At 31.4% G+C, this 22,705-nt stretch carries 26 protein-coding genes and 2 pseudogenes; 8 read left to right on the top strand and 20 right to left on the bottom strand.

Annotation, left to right across the window (positions count from 1 at the left end):
• The 13 genes from OCU55_RS05415 to OCU55_RS05355 all read right to left on the bottom strand — a co-directional run bounded on the left by OCU55_RS05415 (position 1) and on the right by OCU55_RS05355 (position 12,284).
• The gene (locus OCU55_RS05415) at positions 1–765 is read right to left on the bottom strand and encodes a ChbG/HpnK family deacetylase (RefSeq protein ID WP_261851282.1); all 765 of its coding nucleotides are present in this window, start codon (positions 763–765) and stop codon (positions 1–3) included.
• 62 nt (positions 766–827) lie between these two features.
• Positions 828–1,133: a PTS sugar transporter subunit IIA gene (locus OCU55_RS05410; RefSeq protein WP_183277891.1), complete on the bottom strand. Its 306-nt coding sequence runs from the start codon at positions 1,131–1,133 to the stop codon at positions 828–830.
• 20 nt (positions 1,134–1,153) lie between these two features.
• The gene (locus tag OCU55_RS05405) at positions 1,154–1,456 is read right to left on the bottom strand and encodes a PTS sugar transporter subunit IIB (protein ID WP_261851281.1); all 303 of its coding nucleotides are present in this window, start codon (positions 1,454–1,456) and stop codon (positions 1,154–1,156) included.
• Between the two features lie 33 nt (positions 1,457–1,489).
• Entirely contained in the window at positions 1,490–2,770 is a 1,281-nt protein-coding gene (locus OCU55_RS05400; protein WP_261851280.1) for a PTS sugar transporter subunit IIC, read from the bottom strand.
• 63 nt (positions 2,771–2,833) lie between these two features.
• On the bottom strand, positions 2,834–5,521 hold the full coding sequence (locus OCU55_RS05395) for a PRD domain-containing protein (protein ID WP_261851279.1): 2,688 nt from the start codon (positions 5,519–5,521) through the stop codon (positions 2,834–2,836).
• 580 nt (positions 5,522–6,101) lie between these two features.
• The gene (locus OCU55_RS05390; protein ID WP_261851278.1) at positions 6,102–7,280 is read right to left on the bottom strand and encodes an iron-containing alcohol dehydrogenase; all 1,179 of its coding nucleotides are present in this window, start codon (positions 7,278–7,280) and stop codon (positions 6,102–6,104) included.
• Positions 7,281–7,655: 375 nt separating this feature from the next.
• Entirely contained in the window at positions 7,656–7,838 is a 183-nt protein-coding gene (dmpI, locus tag OCU55_RS05385; protein WP_261851277.1) for a 4-oxalocrotonate tautomerase DmpI, read from the bottom strand.
• A gap of 64 nt (positions 7,839–7,902) precedes the next feature.
• The gene (locus OCU55_RS05380; RefSeq protein WP_261851276.1) at positions 7,903–8,436 is read right to left on the bottom strand and encodes a flavodoxin family protein; all 534 of its coding nucleotides are present in this window, start codon (positions 8,434–8,436) and stop codon (positions 7,903–7,905) included.
• A 229-nt stretch (positions 8,437–8,665) separates the two neighbouring features.
• On the bottom strand, positions 8,666–10,018 hold the full coding sequence (locus tag OCU55_RS05375) for an MATE family efflux transporter (protein ID WP_261851509.1): 1,353 nt from the start codon (positions 10,016–10,018) through the stop codon (positions 8,666–8,668).
• 47 nt (positions 10,019–10,065) lie between these two features.
• Positions 10,066–10,593 (bottom strand): flavodoxin, encoded by a 528-nt coding sequence (locus tag OCU55_RS05370; RefSeq protein WP_261851275.1) that lies wholly within the window; start codon positions 10,591–10,593, stop codon positions 10,066–10,068.
• A 267-nt stretch (positions 10,594–10,860) separates the two neighbouring features.
• Positions 10,861–11,241: a MerR family transcriptional regulator gene (locus tag OCU55_RS05365; protein WP_261851274.1), complete on the bottom strand. Its 381-nt coding sequence runs from the start codon at positions 11,239–11,241 to the stop codon at positions 10,861–10,863.
• 84 nt (positions 11,242–11,325) lie between these two features.
• A complete protein-coding gene (locus OCU55_RS05360; protein WP_261851273.1) occupies positions 11,326–11,649 on the bottom strand; it encodes a PTS sugar transporter subunit IIB in 324 nt (107 codons plus the stop codon).
• Positions 11,650–11,876: 227 nt separating this feature from the next.
• Positions 11,877–12,284, bottom strand: coding sequence for a MerR family transcriptional regulator (locus OCU55_RS05355; RefSeq protein WP_261851272.1), 408 nt, complete (start codon positions 12,282–12,284; stop codon positions 11,877–11,879).
• Positions 12,285–12,663: 379 nt separating this feature from the next.
• On the opposite strand from OCU55_RS05355, the gene OCU55_RS05350 reads away from it, so the two are divergent.
• Entirely contained in the window at positions 12,664–13,638 is a 975-nt protein-coding gene (locus tag OCU55_RS05350) for an alpha/beta hydrolase (RefSeq protein WP_261851271.1), read from the top strand.
• 163 nt (positions 13,639–13,801) lie between these two features.
• On the top strand, positions 13,802–14,380 hold the full coding sequence (locus OCU55_RS05345; RefSeq protein ID WP_261851270.1) for a serine/threonine protein kinase: 579 nt from the start codon (positions 13,802–13,804) through the stop codon (positions 14,378–14,380).
• Positions 14,381–14,445: 65 nt separating this feature from the next.
• Here OCU55_RS05345 and OCU55_RS05340 read toward each other — a convergent pair whose 3' ends face one another.
• Positions 14,446–14,676: a hypothetical protein gene (locus OCU55_RS05340; RefSeq protein WP_261851269.1), complete on the bottom strand. Its 231-nt coding sequence runs from the start codon at positions 14,674–14,676 to the stop codon at positions 14,446–14,448.
• 436 nt (positions 14,677–15,112) lie between these two features.
• Between OCU55_RS05340 and sigY the strand changes: the two genes are divergently transcribed.
• The 5 genes from sigY to OCU55_RS05315 all read left to right on the top strand — a co-directional run bounded on the left by sigY (position 15,113) and on the right by OCU55_RS05315 (position 18,089).
• Positions 15,113–15,649 (top strand): RNA polymerase sigma factor SigY, encoded by a 537-nt coding sequence (gene sigY / locus OCU55_RS05335; protein WP_261851268.1) that lies wholly within the window; start codon positions 15,113–15,115, stop codon positions 15,647–15,649.
• Position 15,650: 1 nt separating this feature from the next.
• On the top strand, positions 15,651–16,031 hold the full coding sequence (locus OCU55_RS05330) for a hypothetical protein (RefSeq protein WP_261851267.1): 381 nt from the start codon (positions 15,651–15,653) through the stop codon (positions 16,029–16,031).
• 201 nt (positions 16,032–16,232) lie between these two features.
• On the top strand, positions 16,233–16,415 hold the full coding sequence (locus OCU55_RS05325) for a PLDc N-terminal domain-containing protein (RefSeq protein ID WP_261851266.1): 183 nt from the start codon (positions 16,233–16,235) through the stop codon (positions 16,413–16,415).
• The gene (locus OCU55_RS05320; RefSeq protein WP_261851265.1) at positions 16,415–17,347 is read left to right on the top strand and encodes an ABC transporter ATP-binding protein; all 933 of its coding nucleotides are present in this window, start codon (positions 16,415–16,417) and stop codon (positions 17,345–17,347) included. Before OCU55_RS05325 ends, OCU55_RS05320 begins: the two co-directional genes overlap by 1 nt.
• Entirely contained in the window at positions 17,337–18,089 is a 753-nt protein-coding gene (locus OCU55_RS05315; protein WP_261851264.1) for an ABC transporter permease, read from the top strand. The genes OCU55_RS05320 and OCU55_RS05315 overlap by 11 nt, the downstream gene beginning before the upstream one ends.
• A 199-nt stretch (positions 18,090–18,288) precedes the next feature.
• On the opposite strand, the gene OCU55_RS05310 is transcribed toward OCU55_RS05315, so the two are convergent.
• From OCU55_RS05310 to OCU55_RS05295, 4 genes and pseudogenes are all read right to left on the bottom strand, one after another.
• A complete protein-coding gene (locus OCU55_RS05310) occupies positions 18,289–18,786 on the bottom strand; it encodes a GNAT family N-acetyltransferase (RefSeq protein ID WP_261851263.1) in 498 nt (165 codons plus the stop codon).
• 54 nt (positions 18,787–18,840) lie between these two features.
• The gene (locus OCU55_RS05305; RefSeq protein ID WP_261851262.1) at positions 18,841–19,608 is read right to left on the bottom strand and encodes a class I SAM-dependent methyltransferase; all 768 of its coding nucleotides are present in this window, start codon (positions 19,606–19,608) and stop codon (positions 18,841–18,843) included.
• A gap of 292 nt (positions 19,609–19,900) precedes the next feature.
• Positions 19,901–20,311, bottom strand: coding sequence for a VOC family protein (locus OCU55_RS05300; protein ID WP_261851261.1), 411 nt, complete (start codon positions 20,309–20,311; stop codon positions 19,901–19,903).
• A 104-nt stretch (positions 20,312–20,415) separates the two neighbouring features.
• A pseudogene (locus OCU55_RS05295) lies at positions 20,416–20,679 on the bottom strand (Lrp/AsnC ligand binding domain-containing protein); the annotation flags it as partial.
• Between OCU55_RS05295 and OCU55_RS05290 the strand changes: the two are divergent.
• Positions 20,680–20,886: pseudogene (locus OCU55_RS05290) on the top strand (carboxymuconolactone decarboxylase family protein); the annotation flags it as partial.
• 101 nt (positions 20,887–20,987) lie between these two features.
• Here the strand turns inward: OCU55_RS05290 and OCU55_RS05285 are convergent.
• Positions 20,988–21,443 (bottom strand): AraC family transcriptional regulator, encoded by a 456-nt coding sequence (locus OCU55_RS05285; RefSeq protein WP_261851260.1) that lies wholly within the window; start codon positions 21,441–21,443, stop codon positions 20,988–20,990.
• Between the two features lie 262 nt (positions 21,444–21,705).
• The gene (locus OCU55_RS05280; RefSeq protein WP_261851259.1) at positions 21,706–22,662 is read right to left on the bottom strand and encodes a helix-turn-helix transcriptional regulator; all 957 of its coding nucleotides are present in this window, start codon (positions 22,660–22,662) and stop codon (positions 21,706–21,708) included.
• Positions 22,663–22,705: the final 43 nt, after the last annotated feature.

Below are 22,705 nucleotides of genomic sequence, written 5' to 3'. Positions count from 1 at the left end.
CTATAACCTTAAATCGCCAAAACTAATACGTCTGATAGGCTGCTCTTTAAACCAATTTACAACTTTGCCATCGCATAATGTATCTAAATCCTTACACCTTGGTAAAGTAAGAGTTGAATTATCTAAAATAAATTGATCTAAATATCCAGGATGAAAATGTAGTTCTACTATCTTTCCATCACAGTTTAGGAGATTTAGATCATCATTAAGTATATTATCCACAGAAATTCCCTTTGACATTATGTCCATCATAACTTTAAAATCGTTTGGCCCCACAGTTTCTTTGTATCCTTCTAGCTTTTCAGAGAATAATGAAGCATGGATATTATATTCTAAGGCTATATCCTTAAATACTTTTTCTATAACCTCACCAAAAACAGAATGTCCTTCTATATGCTGTGGATAATACCCCAATAATTCCTTAAACTTTTCCATTTGTTCAATAGTTTCTTTTTTTACATCTTCATATACAAATTTCTTGCTACCATTTCTATAGTAAGATGAACTCCAAAAATATCCTTTTTCATCCACTAAAGATGGAATTTCTTGTGGATTGGAGCAAGGCTTACCTAACACTAAATTAGTATGTTGCCCTATAAATAAATCAGGAAAACTTTTAGCTAAAGATACTGCATGTTCAGCTGCCTCCATATTTACCATCAATGTAGTTGAGGATACAACACCATCTTTATATCCTTTAATAACACCGTAGTTAAAAGCTTCAGACATACCAAAATCATCTGCATTTATAATTACATCAATCATTTTTATCTCCTTTCTTCATTTATAAGTTTTATTAAGGGGTGTTCATAAAACACCCCAAGTATCTATTTATTTTTATAAAGTTCAATAATTTCACGTGCCATAATCTCTAGTACTTCAGCACTCATCATCTGATCTTCAGAGTGAATTAACAATAATCTAGTTTCCACTTTTTCACCAGATGCCTCTTTTTCAATCAATACCTTGTGAAACTTATGTCCATCTTGAAATAATCTTTTACCTTCTTGCATTAATTCATTTGCTTTATCAAAATTTCCAACTTTCGCCTCTTGAATTGCCTCAATATAGCAAGAACGTGCAGAACCTACTGATGAAATAATCTCAAAGCAAGTCATTTCTAAACTTTCCATGCCATGTTCTCCTCTCTAATTTAGCCTAATTTTGACAATGCAAAATCTAAGACCTTTTTGCCATTCATTGTTCCATAATCCCTAAGTTCAATTACATCTACAGGTTTCTCTGGACCAACCATTTCCCTAACCTCACCAAGAGCAAATCTAATTTGTGGTCCAAGCAAGATTACATCTGCTTTATCTTTATTTTCTGGAAGTTCTGGCTGAGGGATAGCCCATATTTCAGCCTCGATACCTTTTTCTTCTGCTGATTTTCTCATCTTTTGAACCAATAAACTTGTTGACATACCTGCTGAACAGCATAATAAAATACGAATCATTTTACATCTCTCCTTTATTAATTTACTATAAATCTAAACTGCAATAACTTCTTCTTGTTCTTCTTTTAATGCTTGTCTATCAGCGTATTTAAAAAATGGGAAATACAATAATGTTACAGCTGCAACCGCACAGCAAACGCCTAATGCCGCAAATAATCCGGTTGAAATAGCAGCTGCTACAGGTTGTGGCATTGTCCAAGGTAATTGAATTGTAGGATTCATTTTTGCATGAGCTCCAAGCTTAATGAATACTAACCCAACCGCAGCACCTACTGGGGTTGATAAAATCATTGGAATAAAGTAAACTGGATTAAACATTATAGGTACACCAAATATTAGTGGTTCATTTATATTAAATATTGAAGGCACAATTGATAATTTTCCCATAGTCTTATAACGTTCTGACCTTCCAGTCAACATACAAATCGCTAGTCCTAGAGTGGAACCGGCTCCTCCAAGTCCTATATATGCAGCCAAGGCTGAAAAAGCAAAGTAAGGTAATGGTTTTCCTGACTGGAACGCCGTGATATTTGCTGTACCTGCTGTTATAAGTACTGGCATATATACACTTAATATTGTGTTTGGATGTATACCAAAGAACCATAAGAAATTTATAATAATAAATACAACTACAACTGACCAAGGAGATGCTCCAAATTTCATTATTGGTAATCCAACGGTTTTAGTTATGAAATCAAATATATTTCCATATGGTGTAGCAGCAAAACCAATACGTACAAGTAATACAATCAGGAAAATGATCATTGCGATAAAGGTTGGACTTAATGATTTTGATACCATCTCTGGTACACTATCAGGCATTTTAATGACAAGACCTTTTTTATCAAGATGACAGTATAGTGCTGTTATTAATAACGCTATAACCATTCCACCGAAAATAGCCGTACTTCCCAAATAGTCTTTTGTAAGTGCTAGTATTGAAGTCTTGTCAACCATAACTTGTTGTGGCATTAAAACAATAAATGAACCTAGAGACAACATACTGGCAGTCATTCCATCATGACCTTTAATCTTTGCATAATTAAATGCAATGGCAATTACAATGTATAATGCCATAAGCTGTGTAGTTCCATTAATTACTGCATTCATCTGCACTCCAATTCCAGTTTTCGCAAGTAAGTCACTCCATGCTTTCATTGGAAAATTAGCAGCTATTGCAACTAAACAAGTTCCAAGCGTAAGTGGCATTGTAGCCATCATCCCCATTGTAAGTGCTTTTATAACTTTATTATTGTTCAATTTCGTCATTGGAGGCATAACCTTTTGTTCCATGGTCTGCATTATATTAGACATATTTTATTTCCCCTTCTTTCAATAATAATAGGTTTCAATCTAAAGCTAACTACTTTTAAGTTTCTAACCCTTTTGTGACATTTTCATTATAGATATTATGTTTGCTAATTCATTATCACTAAAGGTTACATCAAATTCTTTTTCTATAACAGAAAAGCTTTTTTTGATAGAATTGTATAGTTCTTTATTTTCATTTAATATATTTTCCTTGTGTATATTAGACGACATTGGCACTTTTTTTAGCATGTATTCTATACAACAAGCTATATGCACCATAAGAGCAAGTTCTTGTTCTTCAGTAAGATGATAATTTTCATTCACTCCAATTTCACCAATTACTTTTGGCAAATAAACTCTAAGTTTGTCCACATCTACAAGTTCTAGTTCTTTGCTTAAGTGATCAAAAATAACTTTAAAATCATCGCCTTCTTCATCATCATCAATATCTTCATTGCCTAAATTTAATAGTCCCCTCAATTCTTTTGCATTGTTCTGAAAAATATCTGTAATTGGTATATATCGTATTCCCATTAACTGTGGATTATAGCTTCCTATAACACAAATGATGTTATGATTTTCCTTTATTCTATTTACCTCTTCTAAAAGAAATTGCTTATCTGTAATTGCTAATGGAATAATTTCAATGTCTTGAGGCTTTATATTATTTATGATATAGTTTTTGATTTGTACTGCTGCTCCTTCTCCACTCATGCATAAGGTTAATACTACCTTTTTGCTTTTTGCCCTATAGTATACATTTTCCTGCATACACATCATATTGTTGTAGGTATTAATGAGTCCCTTATGAATTTCATCTATTTCCATTCCAAGCATTATCTTTCTATTGCAATCTAAAGCTAACAATGTAATCGGGATTTCCAATTTTCTAATCTCTATTCCTGTCTCTGAAGATATCATATCCAACATGGTTGCAAAGGACCCCATATCATAAATTACAAAAACGCCCTTTCCTTGATGTATTTTTATTATTAATGTTTTCAATTCTTCGTAAGCAACGTTTGTACTTTTGTTTAAAGGCATATCATAGGCATATGTCTCATTGCTCCCCATGTTATTAATAACTTCAACTAGTGAACTTGCCGCCGTATTCCCGTGTAGAGCTAATAATACCACTGGATATTTATTCTCTTCTTTTTCTAAAGAATCCCTCGTAATAAACATTGTAATGAATACTACTTCGTCTATCGGCAATCTTTTAGCAAATTCTTTTTCTATTAAGCTTACAAATTTCACACAATAACTATATTCCTCATGATATTTTCCGATAACTTCCATAATCTGTTCATTGCTCAATCTTTGAAACTTATCTTTTCTATTTAAAGTTGAATTTAAGTGCAGACATAATCCATAGAATATAGCATGAGGATAAACTTTGTTAAACTTTTTAGTGGCTTCGTTAAGAAAGTCCTTAACTAATGATATAACTCTACTATTTACTATTTCAGATAATTGCTCTTCATTTACTACTTGATTCATTAGTTTTTTACTATACTTCTTAAATTGATTTTCAACATCTATGCTTATAATAGTATTTATATCTTGTTCTTCAATTCCTCTTTCTCTTAATTCGTTTACCTTTTCATCTATGAAATCATACATGTTTTTTTTCTTATTCAGTTTTTCTTCACTTAACGAAATCATAGTTGCTTCTATTTTAGAAAATGCATAATTACAATTTTCAGATATTATTTCTTTAATTTCTGATTTATATCTTTTAAAATTCAAGAACCCAGATCTAACATAAAAAGGAAAATCACTCATAAGAATAGAGATATTATCTTTATTGTTCTCAAACTCTCTTACATAAGCATTTGCACATCCTATTTGGATATCTCTATTTAACTGTTTTACATTTGTTTCACATTGATAGAGCAGTAGACATATTAGAAGCTCAGAATTGATATTAAGAGTTTTATTACATCTTGCAGCCTCAATTGTGAAAAAGTGTTTAATTAATTCAAATCTTTCATTTAAATTTCTTTCTGCTAATGACGGTAGTTGTATCCTTATGGAAAAATATGAACTATAGTAATCAATCAAACTTTGTTTCGCTATATCATTTATAGCGCATATGATTATCGCATTGAATTCACTTTTAATTCCATTAACTTCTACGTAATTGTTTTCAATAAGTCGTATTAAAATATTTCTGCCTTCAGCAGGAAGTAACTCTATATGATCTATAAATAAAACTCCCCCTTTAGCCCTGCTAAGAAAACTTCCTTTATCTATCCCAAATAAAATTTCAACCATCTGCTCTGGTTTATCACTGTAATTATTACAATTAAATCTAATAAATGGCGCCTCATTTTCTATTATTTTATTTTCTTTAGCAAAATAATACATTAGATTAACAAAATAACTTTTCCCAGAACCATTTGGTCCTAATACTAGTGAATGCAAACTATGTTGCGGGTAAAGTATTGCAGCTTTGGCCAATTGAACTGCATTCTTTAAACTTCCATTGCAACCTATAAGTTGTTTAAAACATGATTGCTCTCCTTGTGGTGTCAACGTTTTCTTTTTAATTCTATAAAGAACTGGTCGACCGTTAACTTTTTCTACGACACCATCTTTAACAAGTTCATTTAATATACTACTTATATTGGTCCTTTGCATTCCTAATCTATTTGATAAGTATTGAGTTGATACTCCTTTAGCTTCTTCACTATTAACAGAATTTGAACACTTAATCATGAAGTCAATAATCTGTTCTCTGTTAGATTTCATAGAAACACCCCCTAAAGAAGTTATACACTTAATACTCTAAAAAAACAATACAATATTTGCAAATATATGTCAACACCGCTATTTTACTTATGTTAAGCCTGTTTTTTATGAATGACATACACTGTAATTTGTGTATATTTCGTTTTTAAATTATACACTTATACACAAATTAAAGTGTTCATTTTTTTACTGCAGTTTTTTATTAGTGTTCAAGAATCCTATACATTTTCATACAGTAAATCTAAAAAAAGACATACACATTTTTTAAAAAAAATTTTTTTAATTTTAGCAAGTTTTTTTTAAAAACATAACTTACCTATTGTTTATGTAAATAGTAGATAATTTACTATGAAACTTTTTCAACTTTTTGATTTCACTACTGAAGCTACTTTTATCAAACTAAGTACTTCACAATTTTCATATAATATTAAAAACATCATCTTTATGCATAGAAGTTGGTTTTTTACACTGACAAAATAGATATTCTCTCTTAGCAGAAACTTAGAGGCTGACTAATATTAATCGTATAAAAACAGCTTGAACATTTGTCCAAGCTGTTTTTGTAGCCTCAGTTAAGATTTTATTTATTATTAATCATGCTGTTTTTCAAGATATGAACAATCTCATCCTGTGTCAACACCTTGTATCCGCCTTCTAATATAAAGGAGCCTTTTGCAATACCGTCAACCATTTCCTCAGTGGCACCAAGATCATTTATATTCATAACTAAGCCAATTTCTCTCATATATGCTTCCATTAGGTCAAGACCCTCTAAAGCGACTTCTTCATCTGTTTTCCCTTGTGGATTTACATTCCATACATTAATAGCATAACGCTTGAACTTTTGAAAGCCGTAAGGCATTATGAATCGGTAATATGCCATGGAGATTGCTGAAAGTGTCATTCCGTGTGTGGCATCTGTATAAGCACCGATGGACTGCCCAATCATATGAACCATCCAATCTGTTGACTTGCCTTTAGCAACAAGGGTGTTCAGTGCCCATGTTGCAGTCCACATAATATTACTTCTTGCTTCATAGTCTGTTGGATTCTTAACTGCAATTCTGGAACTATGTATTAAAGACTTTAACAAGCCCTCCATAATGTAATCAGAAGTATTATCATCTTCATTAGAGAAATACTGCTCCAATATATGGGACATAATATCAAAGAATCCTGCAACCATCTGATATTGAGGCACGGTATAGGTAAGTACAGGGTTCAAGATAGAGAACTTAGGGAACACATTCTCACCAAATACATGACCGATTTTTAGCTTGGTAGCATGGTTAGTAATAACAGATCCCCCGTTCATTTCAGAACCTGTACCAACCATTGTCAAAACACATCCAACAGGGATGATTTTATTATCTACATCTTCCATTCGTAGATAGTATTTGTCCCATGGATCTTCCTCACAATAAGCTGAAACCGATACTGCTTTTGCATAATCGCAGACTGAGCCGCCTCCTACTGCCAAAATTAAATCGACGTTGTTGTCCTTTGCTCTCTTTGAACCTTCGTATAGCTTTTCTACTGTTGGATTTGGCATAACTCCCGCATCTTCAAATACATCTTTGCCGTTCTCCTTTAGAATTTTCACAATATTGTCATATAAACCAGTGCTTTTGATGGATCCTCCACCGTAAACAAGCAACACATTCTTTCCATACTTCGGTAGTTCCTCATTCAAGAAATTCAATGAGTCCTCTCCAAAGTATAACTTCGTAGGGTTTGAATAGCTAAAGTTTCCTAACATTGTATTATCCTCCTTATATTTTTTCAGATTAAGATTTTTAGTACTTCAATGTAAGAACTATTAAAGTTGAACTTGCTTTTTTCATATTGTTCTCCTTTGAAAATAGTTAAATATAGCATGCAAAAGTATTGCAATAAATTTTCCTTATTCCATGACCAGTTCCATGATATAGTCAGAGGTATTGTGCATAATTATTTGTAGCTACAAACTTATCATAAATGGTAAAGTTAACTTTATGTCAATACATTATTTTAACCATTTTGCTCAAATAAAAAACTAGCATTCTTTCTACTCCCTTATATACCCTTGCTTATTTCTTTAATTTTATAAAAATATACAGGAAAACACTTATAAAGTTATCCTGCATATTGAAGATTATCTATCAGATAAAAGCTTTCCTCCAACTCCTATATTGTCTAGCTCACTTTCTTTTATTAGAACAATAAATGCTTGTTCTGGCACATTCATGATCTTTGATGCAGTTGCTGTAAATTCTTTTACCACCTGGCTTTTCTGTTCTTTTGTTAATTTAGCTGCTTCTAATGTAATAACTGGCATTAAATATCCCTCCTTCGTTAAATTCTTAAAACTCTACACAATCATATTAGACCCAATTTAGAGTTTAAACATTCTTTCCTATCTCATATGCTAAATTTGGATAATCTGTTGTTTCAATTACTTCTCTTGCTGGACATCCTTTTGCTAACAGTACGCCTGCATTATTCCAGTTCAAATAACTCAGAATTGCTTCATAAGTCTTTTCTAGTCCTTCCATTGTTTCATCATCTGACCCATAAGCAGCTGCAAAAAGCATGGCCTTTTTATTTCCAGACAGCTTTGCATTGTTAGCATGGAAACGGTCAACCACCGCTTTGATTTGCGCAGACATTGTATAGTAATAGATTGGAGTTACAAATACAATCATCTCTGATTCCAATAGTTTATCATTAAGTTTACTCATAGAATCCTTGTGAACACATTCAGAATCATTGCTTGCACAATATCCACATGAAATACAAGGTTTTACATTTTCAAAAGCTGCATCAAAACGATATACATCATGTCCTACTTCTGTAGCTCCTTCAATGAATTTATCTGCTAATAAAGCAGTGGTACCCTTCCTATTTGGACTTCCTGTTATTACTGTTATTTTCATAGCTATTTATCTCCTTCTCAAACAGTATTTTTATACATCAGTTTTCCTGACATATTGACTATAGACCCTTAAGTTAACTTAAGGTCAATACTATTTTTAAAAATTTTACTAGATAATTATCCAGATAAAAGAATCAAACAGTTAAATTCGTACCAATATTTATTTCTGTAATCTGGTCAACTTATGGTAGCTTCCACACAGTACTGGCAAGCCTTGCAATGTATATTTATTAAATAGCTTTAAACTTTGTCCATTTATCATTTTTATAATGAAATTCAAAAATCACTGATTTTATAATCCAGTCTACAAACATAGCAACCCAAGTACCTATCATTCCCATATGAAATCCTATTGCAAATACGTAAGACAAGGCAATTCTGCAAAAAATCATAGATAAAGTGCTGACTACCATTGGAAACTTTGCATCTCCAGCTCCTCTGAATATGATAGGAAGCATATAACCAGATGGCCATATTAAAATCATCATAACTGCATGAGCGATAACTATCTTCCATGTCATGGATGTAGCATCTGCCGAAAGATTATAAACATGCATAATCACTGGCATTAAAAGTAGTACTATCACAGAACTAATAATAAATCCTAAATGGATGATAATTCTCACTTTTTTCTTATAGTACTTTGCCTGTTCAAAATCTCCAGCTCCCACACATCTTGATATAATAACAGAAAGCCCCAAGTTCATCGCCATCCCAGGCAGCACTTCAAACATAACAATAGTTCCTGCCACAGAGTTGGCTGCGATTGATGCTGTTCCAAACATTGAAACAATACTTAATACAATAAGCCTTCCTAGATAAAACATCCCATTTTCAAAACCGAAAGGCGCTCCGATATTTAAAATTCTTTTTATCATTGCCTTATCAAATTTTTCAGTTAAAAACTTTGTAATTCTAAGCTCACAATCACTTCTATGTGCCATAAAAAGAATAATCACTGCTGCACCAATTCTTGAAACTAATGTTGGAATAGCAACTCCTGTGACCCCCATATGAAACCCTGACACTAACAATGCATTTCCTGCCACATTTATGATATTCATAACAAGCATAATTTTCATTGGTAATTTAGAATTCCCCATGGTACGGAAGATTGCAGCACCAGAATTATATAATGCTAAAAATGGAACTGATATTGCTACTATCACAAAATAATGATTTGCTGCATCCGATACTTCTTTTGTAATAGTTCCAAATAAATGATTTAGTATCAGTGGTTTAAAAATATATAGTAATACAGTTATTACAACTGATAATAATAATGAACATTTGACTAGTTGATTTGCTGCTTTTGTTGCTTTTACCTTATCTTTACGTCCAAGATACTGTCCCGCAATTACTGCTCCCCCAGTTGCTAATGCTGCAAATATACTAATTATTAGCGCCATAATAAAATCTACCAATGACACCCCTGATACAGCAGACTCTCCAACCTGTGCTACCATCATGGAAGCTGCCATTCCAACGGTATATTCAAGTCCCTGCTCTATTATGAGAGGTAAAAATAACGTAAATAAGTCATGATTTGAAAAAAAACGTTTCTTTACTGAAGTTGCTTCCATTTCATCCACTCCATTTTCTCTTGTTTTTTTATTAAAGAGTTAAATAATCACATTGAAGTACAGTACTTTTGAGCCCATTTAGAAATTTCTTTTTCTGCTCCCTTAACACTACTTCCTTTGATAGCAAGACCTTTTTCTACCTTGGCACCTGGGTAAAGTTTTTTAATATCGCTTTCACTACGTCCCATCCCACTTCCTTCATGAGTACAGAAGGGAATGATTTTCTTGCGAGATAGATCATAAGTTTCTAGAAAGGTAAATATAGGCATAGGAAAAGTCCCCCACCAGTTAGGATATCCAAGGAATATTACATCATAAGAATCTATGTCATCAACCATACTGGCTAAATCTGGCCTAGCACTTTGCTGCAGTTCTTTCTTTGCCACTTCTGTACATTCTGTATAATCCTTAGGATAAGGCTTCACCGCTTCTATACGAAATAAATCCGCTTCTGTTATTTTCTGAAGCATTTTCGCTGCCACTTCTGTGTTGCCTACAGATAAATTTATAATATTACCGCTCACATAGTTATTTCCTTCTCTTGTAAAATAGGCTATTAAAGATTTTTTACTCATTTTCAGTCCCCTCTTTCTTAATCTCTTATTATTACCCTACTCCTTGGAGCTAACTCCAAGTCAACAATTTTTTATTCCTGTCCGTAAAATGAAAAGGTAAATTCGTGAATACAATATCTATTTCAAACTTAACTTCTGCCTTCTGTAAAAAAGAAAAGAATCTTGATTTCTCAAGATTCTAACTGTGTTTACTTGCTAAATTTCAACATATGTTGTGATAGAAAAACGATAATAATACACACTAAGTTACATCCCAATTCTACAAACTTAAGATCTTCTTAATCCTTTTTCTTTCTTTCCTATGGTTTCTTCATATCTGGCAATCTTGCCATTTAAACGTTCTATTGTGCTTTTCATTTCTTCCATCTTTGCTACAAGATTGTCTCGCTGCTCAATTAAAAGTACTTTTCTTGCTTCTGCGGTCTCATCGCCTTCTTGGAATAGGGTAACATATTCAATTAAGACTTCTATTGGAAGGCCTGAACTTCTCATACATTTAATAAATTCAACCCATTTGCAATCTTCTTCTGTATAATCTCTAATCTTACTTTTACTTCGGTTCACAGGAGGAATCAATCCGATACGTTCATAGTAGCGGAGTGTATCCTGTGATACACCAAACTTTGCACTTACTTCTGCTATGGTCATATTTTTATACCTCCTAATATTTAAATAATTATAGATGCCAGAGCTAACTCTAAGACAATAATATAAACTCTAAAGGATCTTTACTCAACAATATATTTCTTTTTCCTCAAGTAGATCTAATGCAAAATTTAAAACCTTTTCTCCATTTACAACACTGAAGTCTACTGCTGATATTACATCTACCGGTATTCCTTCAGGTTCATATATTTCCTTAACCTTTGGGAGAATATATGCTATCTCTGGTGCAATTAAAACTAAATCCAATTCATCAACTTGTTTTTCTATTTGCCCCTCTAAAAATATTTTAATATATATATCTAGGCCTCTTGCTTCTGCTTCTATTTCCATTTTTTCTACTAGTAACCTTGCTGTATTTCCAGCAGCACAAAATATGATTATCTTCATCATAATTAACCTCACGCTGATCTAGTTTCTTGAGAATCAGTTTAGCACTTGAAGTTAACTCCAAGTCAAGTACTTTTTCATTATTTTCTGTAAAATGAAAAGTTAAATTCTTGTTTGCAATATTAAATTCGTACTTGAGCTTCATGTAAACAGAATTGGTTAAAGCCAGTAAAACAATTAATTTCCTGTTCTACTGGCTTTATTACAATTTACGTTTACTTTTATGTACGCTATTCATCTTTATTATCTGAGGATTTCCATTGTCCTATGATTTCTGTTGTCACAGGTTCACACAAATCATCATAATTTTCAATTTTATAATTTATCATATCATAACATTTCTGTAATTCTTGCATTTGCTCTTCAATATTGGTCTTTATTTCAAAAAGAATACCTCTTCTGGCTTCCTTTGTAGATTTTCCTTCATTTGCAAGATGAAGATATTCTTTAATAAATTCAAGCGATGCTCCTGCCTTTTTAAACTTTAAAACCAATTCCACCCAATGAATTGCTCTTTCATCATAATCTCGTATACCTGCTCTTGTCCTTTTTATAGGTGGGATTAATCCAATACGCTCATAATATCGCAGATTATCTATGGATACTCCTGTTTTTTTGGCAACCTCTTTGATATTCATAAAATTCTTCTCCTTTTCCTATGTAGAAGTGATAGTAACCCAAATATCTTCAGTAAAATATTTCCAGAGAAATAATACCTATTAATCTTTCTTAAATTGGTTTCAGTAAAGCTTTTAAGCCATATTATATCTAATAAAAATTTCCTCCACCTTGAATTTTAGACAAATCGCCTTCAAGTGTTTATTGAATAAAATTCTACTGTCATTTAATATAATATACAACACCTTGTCTAATTTTACACTTAAAATATATATAAACTACTTCCTATTGTAACTTATCAGAATAAAGATTCGTAGAATCACCGAAATCTTCATTTTGATTTTTATGACTTAAGTAGTTTATATATAATTACTGTGCTTATACAATTGGAGGGAAATAATGAAAGTAAAATTCAGTTCTATTGATAAAGACTTAAGAAATACAGGAAGATTACTTAAGCTTCTTAATAACACTTTTACTGAACCAAAATTACGCTTTATGTATAAAATGAGCCGTAAAAGCAAAATGAAAGTAAAAGATAAGACTATACAATTCTCAGAAGAATATATTGTTCGAAATGATGGTTCAAGGCTTCGTATTTGCATTTTTAAACCTCTTAATCCAAAGAAGGATGTACCAGGTGTTCTTTGGTTACACGGAGGTGGTTATGCACTTGGAGCCCCTGAGGTATCGAAGTTATATGCTAAAAAGTTTATAGAAGTAAGTGATTGTATTGTTATAGCTCCTGATTACAGACTATCTATTGAAGCACCATATCCTGCTGCTTTAGAGGATAGTTATGAAGCTCTTTTATGGATGAAAAATCACGCAGAGGATTTAGGAATCAGGTCTGACCAGCTAATGGTTGGAGGAGACAGTGCAGGTGGTGGACTTACTGCGGCTCTTACTTTATACGCAAGAGATAAGGGCGAGGTTAATATCGCGTTTCAGATGCCACTATACCCAATGATTGATGATAGGATGACAACTAAATCTGCAAAAGACAATGATGCACCGGTTTGGAACTCTAAATCTAACTTTCTTGGCTGGAAGCTATATCTCGGTAGTTTCTTTGCCACTGAAAAGGTTCCATACTATGCCGCTGCTGCAAGATCAGAAGATTATAGTAATCTTCCACCAACAGCAACCTTTGTAGGAAACTTAGAGCCTTTTAGAGATGAAACTATTGATTATGTAGAAAACCTAAAAAAGGCTGGAATACCTGTTCATTTTGAAATTTTCAACGGCTGCTATCATGGTTTTGATCAGATATGTCCCAAAGCTGAGGTAACTAAAAAAGCCCATGAATTCCTTGTTAATTCTTTTAAATATGCAACAGAGAATTATTTTGCTGAACAGAATACGGATAACTAAAGTAGTTTGTATTGCTGATACAATCATCTATACCTTCTAAAATCTCACACATTATATATCATCCAATTGAGAGATGTCAATAAAACTGCAAAATCATTTCAATACAGTGGAATCCTTAAAGCAAAAATCATATTATATCTAAAACAATCATTTAGAGGATAATATGCGATACATTTTAAACATTAAAGAATGCGAATTTTTAGGAAAAGGTGATGAAGGCTCAGTATATTTGACTCCAGAGGGCTTTGCTTTAAAAATATTTTATGACAATAAGAAAGCTGAAAGTGAAGTTGCTATTTTGGAAAAAGCTAATGATAGTAGATTTTTCCCTAAAGTTATGTTTATTACTGAAAATAAAGTTCTAAGAGATTATGTTGAGGGAACAAACTTATACGAGTACATTAGTAAGAACGGATTGTCTTACAACCTCTCAATTGAAATAATAGAGCTTGTAGAGGAATTTAAACGTCTAAATTTTAAGAGAATTGATATTAGAAATGCACATATCTTTGTAACTAAAGAAGAAAAAATACAAGTTATTGATCCGAGAAAAGTCTTCCAAAAAGACATCCCCTATCCTAAAGAAATAATTAAAATATTTATTAAACTTAATGTGTTTGATGAATTTCTTAAACATCTTTTAGCTTACAATGAAAATCTCATTAATTATTGGATTAAGGGATATGAATATTTTGAAGCAATGCGTAAGAAAACAGTTATTATAGATATGATGGCCTGCTAGCATGGTATCCAATTTAAATCCGTAGACTCAAAATATAAATTTTGATGCTCTACGGATTTTTTTTCTCATTTAGAATGTCTTCTATATTTATTTCTTATAATTATAAATTGTGCTGTACATACTAAAAAAATTGGAATACCAATTAAGAGCGTTTTGACTGCTTCCCAAGTGTCTTTCCCATGAGTGATTAAAAATCTCATATTCATTAACGCGATAATAATACCTAATAAAGAAATAATTACTGAAAGTCCCGATATAATTTTTGATAACTTCCCTTTCTTGGCAATATCCTTCATAGTATTTCCCCCTCTATATAAGCACTTAAAAAAATACAGATCACATAATTCACTTTCCTTTTCACTATAATTGTAGCACACTTCCAACTAATGATTGGAGTACAATCTACATTCTATTTAAAAGTCATCCTCTAATAACTTTTCTAAAGGGTTCCTATGTCAAAACTTAATTTATGCATATTCGAAAATCGCGGCTTCTGGGGATTCTCTGACATGTATAAATTAATAGTTGAGCTAGGAAGCCTATATGAATAAATAGAATCTAAGAGTAAAATTATAAATATTAATTCTTTGCGTAAGCTCATTAAAGCGTCGGAGGATTAACCATTTCATTTCAACACGGTAGTTTAACATACTAAATTTTTTTATATTTATATTGAACTTTTTTTTAACTCCTGCGTTTAAGTAATGAAAACAGCAAGAAGAGGTAGAATTCATGAATTTCAAAAATCAAAACGAAGAAAATTTAATAGCAAGAGCTAAAGCTGGTGATAAATACGCTTTTGAAATACTGATTAGTAATAACTTTTCTATTTTAAAGGGATATGTATTAAAGATGACTTTAGACAAAGATCTAACTGAAGATATTGTTCAAGATACCTTGTTATCTGCTGTTGTTCATATTGATTCCTTTGTATCTAATGCTAAGTTTTCCACTTGGCTTATCAAAATTGCCACCAATAAATATAGAGACTACTTAAGAAAGAATAAAGAGACAGTTACGTTATTAGATACTTTTCAGTCTTCCTCTATTACTGAAGAGGAAATAGTAAAAAAAGAAGAGCTAGAAGAGGTCTTAAAGATATTAAGAGCTATGCCTGCTGATAAAAGAACTGTATTTATACTAAAACATTACTATGGTTACAGCTATGAGGAAATAAGCTCTATAGTAAATTGCCCTATAGGTACGGTACGATCAAGATTACATTATGCAATAAAAGAGATAATTTCAAGATTTAACGGAGGTAAGTAAAATGAAACCCTTTGATAATTTGGATGAGAATATTGATAAATATTATGATGGTTCTCTAAATAAAGCAAGCAAGGGAGAAGCGGATTTAAAATCTATTTTAGATAGGATGTCTATTGCAGAAGACTTGGAAACCAAGGTTTCAGTTAATGTAGATATAAGTTCCATTGTAGAAAATGGAGAGCAAATTCGTTTTTCAAAAAGACTTAGAAAAGAAACCTTTAAATTTCTATTGCTTGCTGGATTTTTATCTATTTTTATCGGCTTTATGTATATGAGAGTTTCGTTATATATAACCTTTGCAATTCAGTCTATATTATTAATATTTTTACTTATGTTAAATCAGGTTTTTTTAAAGAAAAAGACAAGGAGGGAAGCTAAATGATCCACAGTAAAATAATCATTATTACTTTTCTTCTCATTCTAGTTACTATCCAAGGAACCTTGATATTTAGGGATGCAGTTAAAAAAAGCATTCCAAACCCTTGGATTTGGGGAATCATTGGTCTCATGAACATTCCAAGCTCAACCATAATCTATCTAATTTATAGAAAATTATATTTTAAAAAGAATAGGAGTTAATCTTATGAATATAGATTTAACAATTTTAATGCCCGTTTTATTACTTCAAGTGATTTTTTCTATTTTTTGCTTTGTAAAACTTATTAAAAATCCAGCAAAGCATCTTCCAAAGTGGCTTTGGGCAATATTATGCCTTAACACCCTTGGATGCATTCTTTATTTAGCACTGGGAAAGGATGAAGAATGATGGAAAATCTTCGAGCTAAATTCACTTTAGAGCTTAATGCTTTAAGCAAGAACTACGGTAAAACTCAAGTGCTTAAGGATATAAATATAAAAATTCCTAGAGGAGTTATATATGGATTTATTGGTGAAAACGGTGCTGGCAAGACTACAACAATGAATATTGTATGTGGTTTAAAGAAGCCTTCTTCAGGTAAGGTTATCTTTAGAGGAAGTGAATTAAGTTATGATAAAGAGAGAGAAGCTATAGGTTATCTCCCTCAGCAACCTAAATTTTATAGTTATATGAAGGTTCAAGAATATCTAAATTTTATTCTCTCTCTTTCTGAAGCAAAGGATAAAGCTTTTTCTCTTGAGGAACTACTTTCAATAGTAGGTCTTAAGGATGCTTCCAAAAAGACAATAAAAACCCTTTCAGGAGGAATGCTTCAAAGGCTAGGTATAGCAGTTGCCATATGCAATAATCCTGAACTTGTTATATTAGATGAACCTAGCTCTGCTTTAGATCCTGAAGGACGAAGAGAAGTTATGAATATAATAAAGGGCTTAAAAGACCGAGGAATGACAGTATTTTTTTCCACTCATCTTTTAAGTGATGCAGAAAATATCTGTGATTATATAACTATAATTCATAAGGGTGAAATTCTAGCTTCCACTACTCTATCTTCCCTTAAGGACAAGTATGGCGCCTGCTATTACGAGGTCAAATTCGGTGATAAAATAGATCCTAAAAGTTACCCAAGCTTTATAAAAGATATAAATATCAAGGACGATATAACTCAAATTTATACAGACAGTACATTAACCGATGAGAGAGATTTATTCAATTACTTATTATCTTTGAACTCTCCTATAAAAGCTTTCACCAAAAAAGAAGTGTCCTTAGAGGATATATTTTTTAAAATTATTGAGGGAGGTGTCATCATTGACCTTTAAAGCATACTTAAATAAGGAATTCCTAGAAGCTAATAGAGAAAATAAACTAATAATACTATTTATGGGCTTCTTTTTCTTTAGTATAGCAACCCCTCCAATGCTTAAGCTTACTCCAAAGCTTTTAGAAAAACAGTACGGTACTGATATGTCTAGTTTCTTTAAAACTAATGCAGTTGATTCTGTTGCTAATTATTTAGGAAGCAATATGCCTCAAATTTGTATATTGGTTTTATGTATTACTCTAGGAGGAATTCTTTGCAATGAAATATCAAAAGGAACCATAATACTTCCAATTACCAAAGGAGCTTATAAAACTTCTATTGTAATAGCAAAATTTAGCTTTTATGCAGTTGTATTATTTATAATAAGTACAATCTCTGTGCTTACTAATATCTATTATTCCTTTTTGATATTTGATCAAGCTTTTCCTTCCATTAATGCTATTATACTATGCTGCCTATTTGTATATTTGTATATATTGTTTATGCTTTCAATAATATTTTTGTTTAGCAGTTTATTAAAGAAAGCCATGGGAGCTGCTTTAATATCAATGGGATTTAATATTATACTCACACTTTTAAGCACCTTTAAATATTCACTAAATCCATTTATGTTAATTACGGAAGCCTCAAAGCTATCAACAGAATTTCCACTTAAAACCTTATTGATAACAGCTATTTTAACCATTATGGCTTTTATTTCTTCAGTGCTGATATTCAAAAAAAGAGAGGTAGAAGCTTAACTTCAGATACTATAATAAATTCATGTAAAATTATAGATGAAATAAAAATAATGCAGCCACTTTTACTAGTGACTGCATTATTATTTTAATTATTATAGATACCCAGTTATAATCTACTAAGTTTATTAATAATTCTATTAACTATTAATAGTACATTTTTATATCATAACGCTTATACGAAACACCTCTTTAATCACACTTACACATTAAATATCTGAACATTAATCTCTAAATCATCGTCTTTTTCTTTTGCCTCTGTAAATTTAATACTTTGATTCTCATAAAACTTCATCCAAAACTTTACTGCTGTCTTATTAGTTGATATCTGTACAACTTTGTATTTTCCTTTATATGTGTCCATCAAAATTTTAATTGCATCACTTGCTACACCTTTATTTCTAAAACTCTTTAGGATAAATAGTTCATGTATCACGTAGTTAATATCCTTCGGAGCATATTTTCCCGTATTAAAAAGGACAAAACCTACCACTTCACCTCGGTAAGTTATAAAAAAAGGAGTTAAATCCTTAGATTTAAAATATAATTCCAAACCCTCATATTCAAATTTTCCATCCTCATTAATTTTCAAATCATCTGCAAACTCTGATAAATCATGCAAATATAAGCTGATTAAATTTTCAAGCTTTGTTTTTGAGTCTATTGTTATTTTTTCTAGTCCTACTTCCTTTAAATTCATTTTATATATCCTCAACTAATTTATTTTAAAATTTATCTTATACTATCTCTCAACTTATTTTCTAGCTAAATATAACTCTATTGTGTCATGAATATTGAATAAGTCGCCATTTCTCTTAATGGTATCTTTAATTTCATTTTCAAACAATTGTTTTGTAGGTTGTAGCATAGTTCTGTGATCAGAGTAGGTGTTTAACAAACAAATATACTCTTCCGCAGAAAACTTACGTATCTTATGATATAGCTTCACTTCTAGATCTTTAAAACCGTGGGCTTTAATAGTTTCTGAAATTCTTTTATACCTTTCACTATTACTTTCTAGAAGTTTATCTGTTGCTGGCCAGTATTTTTCATATATCTTTTGTATTTCTAGATGCAATGAATAATCCTCGTCTGCTGGAGATGGCTTGTTCCAAAATAAAGCTATGGTTCCATTATCTTTTAATAACCTCAACACCTTTGGATATCCAATATCTTCTGCAATCCAATGAAAAGCAGTAGCAGAATAAAGAATATCTATACTGTTATCCTCACACTGAAATGCTTCAAAAGAAGTATTATAAATATTAAAATTCTTATATTCTTTAAACTTTTCTTTTGAGAACTGCGCAAGGTTATTTCCAAGTTCCACAGCAGTTACATTATACCCAGCATTAAGAAAAGGTGTTGTAGCTTGACCTGTTCCTATTCCCACTTCTAATGCATTTTTACCTTTACTAAGCCCAGAATACTGAAAGATATCCTCAAATAATTCTTCACAATATGTTGGTCTCCACTTGTCATAATTGCTAGCATCTTCATTGAACGTAAGTCTCTTATCCATCTTCCCACTCCTTTGGAGAATACAAATCTTATTACTGTTTATGCTTTTACAATTATAACATTTATATACAGCATATACCATGTGATATAATAACATCACACTACAAATAACAAAGACTTTAAAAAATAGAAAACGCACTCATCCTTCAAAGACAAGTGCTTCTTATTAGCATAACTTATAAATTTTGATTCATTGATAATCTTTAAAGTAATATTAATTAATCATCTAAAGATAATATAATTCTATCAAAGAATTTTTCATGAGCATAAAAACGCTCCGTAATATCATTTACTTAAAATGTAATCTCAGTATCTCTCATTTCAATTTCAGTTCCTTCTGGCGCTTTTATTTTGAATAAACTTTCTCCAAGCACCTTATAAATAACTTGACCATTTTTCAGTTTAAAATTCTCATAGCCTAGCGATTTAATTCTTTCATATTCTTGCTCTACATTATCAACCATAAACGCCAGATGAACTGGGCCAGCATTTAAAGAACTCCATTTATTAAATTGCTCACCTTCTTTAGGTGTTTGAAGCTCTATCATAAAATCTCCAAATTTTATCCATGTATTATAGGCTCTTCCGTGAAAATTTAGGTTTTCACTAACTATTTCAAATCCTATTATTCTTGTGTAAAAGTCTAATGACTCTGTATACTGCTCGGTTTGAATACATATGTGATGTATCATTTTTACACTCATAATTCTTCCTCCTAAAATTGTTTATTAAATAATCGGGAAGTACACATACTTTCCCTAAATACATTTTAATATATGCAGAAGTGTTTTCTCATCTATTTAGCTACTTATTCTTTCAAAAACTTGTCTATGCAATTATTTATATCTACTTCTGAAAATGCTATCATTGTTTCTGTTAGCGCATATGAAGAAATAACATTTATAAACTCTTCTATTTCTTCTAATGATTTAACTGACAATTTAACTATAAAACATCCATTTCCAGCAATTCTATAACACCATTCACTACGTTCATAGTCTTTAATAAAAGCTTTAAATCTTTCATATTCACCATTCTTCATAGTTACTTTAATAATACAATCAATACCTATAAAATAATAGATTCTAAAATCTCAGTTGCTACAAAAACAGCTGATTTTGTTTCTAAAAATCATACTCTAGATGATACTCGCTTTAATTTACTAAAAAACGAATTTAATGAAGGTGAAATATCTGAACTTCTAGCACTTATATGTTTCATAACAGCTTCTCAAAAATTTGGAGCATTACTAGATTTACAACCAATTTGTCCTATTTAGCTAATAAGTAGAACTTACCATTTATATTGTTATCTTATAATCATAAATCTAGTAGCCCCTGCTGGTAATCAGAGGCTACAGCTTTTAATTCTATAGACTTTTTATAATATTGGTACACAAATTTCGCAGTAATGACTATTTATCATTTGCACAGCATATCGTTCAAGAATAGGTCTTTCTTCATCCAATGCATAATTTCTTTTTGACAACTCTGAAAAAATCTCACCCCATGCTTTTTGCATAGCATCTACTGTGTGGCTTATTTTAAATACGCAATACTTTCCACCGATAATTTCTCCAAAGTTAATTAAGTTATTTTCAGGCTCAAATTTATCGAAAACCACTATGCATGCATCATAACGACAGTCCTTAGGTTCTGTGAACCTTGGATTATCTTGAGCTATACCTAATATAATCGAACTTTCATTAAATAAGTGCTTTTCCTTAGCCCAGCTTTTTAAGCTTTCCATTACCTTCACATTCTCTGAACCATAAAAACCTGTTCTTCGAATATAAGCAATTTTATATGATGGTATTATTTCAATATTAATCTCCATAACTTACCTTCTTTTTTATAAAGTACATCGATGCCTGAATTCATCATATATTGCTTTAAAATGTATTTCAACTTAATTTTTAAAATTATTGATTATCAAGTTTAATTGCAGCTTCAATCATGGTACTCAATATAGGAGACATGAAGAAATCACCTCAAAACGAATTACTTTATTTGGAGTTTAAGGATTGAAGTATTTCATCTTTATACCTTTTATCCTTATTTACAACATACAACGAATAAAAAAAGTTCACTAATTATGTTCAGTATAAGCGTAATCTTCCTTGTACCCCTTCTAAGACTTCTTTTGGAATTTCCCTAACTTTCACATCCCTACCTAGGAAAAGTAACCAATTTATTATTTCTTCTAATTCCTCTGTCTTATTTACATCAATAAAAGTTCTTAGTATCGCCGTGGTTTGGTAAGGATTGGTATAGGATATTGTAACTTTTAAAGGATGATATTTTTTGAACTGTGCAATAGCTTTTGGACCAAATTCAAGAACTAGGTTAATCATTTCTTCTTGTTTACTTAATTTTTCGAAAATCTTTTTCCTACTTAATCTTTTTTTCATAGAATAGGCTTTGACCTCCTCAAGGTGGTCCACAGGAAAAATTAGCTTCTTTTCTTTCTCTAAATCAAACCCTTCTATAACCCAAAGACCTTTTTCATTATAAAGATGTAATAAAAAAATTTGGTAAGATTTTATTATCATATCTTCTTTGATTGTAATACATAAATATCTATCCAAAAGAAGGATTTGTATGAGCTTTTCTAATAATGGATGCGGTAGGTCTGAAAGCTCAATGAGGTCAGGATTATTAGGATTAGTACCTTCAAAAAGCAATATCTGATTTAAAAGCACAAGATCATCTTGCTGGTTTTCTGATATAAGTCCAAGTAATTTTTCAGTTAAGGACTGACGACTCTTTAAATATGGAAGTTGTTCATTTCTTGTGGCCATAAAAGCAATAAAAAGTGCTTTGACTTCATTATCAGTAAATCGAACTGCAGGCAAAACAGAATTGTGCATAACAAAATACCCACCATCTCTTCCAACCTCTGCAACTAGAGGAACTCCCATGGCCTCAATTTCTCTGATATCTCTAATAGCTGTGGAACGAGATATGTTGAATTCCTCCATTATTTCAGAAATTGTGAAGTTGGCACGGTTGTTGATATATCTCATAAGTATATTAATTCGTTCGACTTTTTTCATAAACACTCCTAAACAGTATCATTTTTTGACATGATTTAAGAAT

The organism is Clostridium folliculivorans (genome assembly GCF_024341905.1).
In the GTDB taxonomy this organism is placed as follows: Bacteria; Bacillota; Clostridia; order Clostridiales; family Clostridiaceae; genus Clostridium_AR; species Clostridium_AR folliculivorans.
Note: the sequence above shows the minus strand (reverse complement) of the source record. Positions and strands in the feature narration are given on the sequence as shown.